The organism is Vibrio sp. Y176 (genome assembly GCF_033438945.1).
Genome location: NZ_JAWOQS010000667.1, coordinates 1 through 648, shown reverse-complemented (window position 1 = coordinate 648; position 648 = coordinate 1). Strand labels below are relative to the sequence as shown.

Sequence of the window (648 nt, the reverse complement as noted above, 5' to 3'; positions counted from 1 at the left end):
AAATAATAAAATCTATAGGACTCAGCTGGCGCACGATCAACTGGCTGTCCTGAACGACACCAGAACGAATCGACACATCAATCCCTTGTTCAATAATATCAACGTAGGCGTCATCGTAATGAATATCGATAGTGATGCTGGGGTAGCGGCGGCAAAACTCTTTTAATAAAGGGCGAATGTAAAGGCGACCGTAGGAGACCGGCACATTAATCTTAAGCAGTCCTGAAAGCGCATCATTGTGGCTTTTTAATGAATCCTCACACGCCCTCAGTTCGTCCAGTACAAACCTAGCGGTATTTGCGTATCGACGACCGGCTTCTGTCAGACGGATCTGTCGCGTAGAACGCTGGAACAGCTGTATTCCCAAGTCGCTTTCAAGACGATGGATTGCTTTACTCACTGTAGAAGGGTCTGTGCCATGCGCTTTGGCGGCTGCAGCAAAACTGCCACCTTCTAAAGTAGCAATAAAAAATCGTAGGGACCGTATCTTATCCATAAAACTCGCACATTCCATTCGTGAACTTTCTTCACTTTAGTAAAGACAAAGTGGCTCTTCAATCACCAATCAGCCCAAATATAATGAATCTCAATAACTTGATGCTCTGTTAGCGAGGAAAAAACAATGGGTAAAAATGGATTAAAGAATGC

At 44.1% G+C, this 648-nt stretch carries 1 protein-coding gene; it reads right to left on the bottom strand.

The genetic code is table 11. The features are described 5' to 3' along the window. On the bottom strand, nucleotides 1-496 hold a 496-nt coding region (locus R7O13_RS27960; protein ID WP_318305336.1), incomplete at its 3' end, for a LysR family transcriptional regulator. Nucleotides 497-648: the final 152 nt, after the last annotated feature.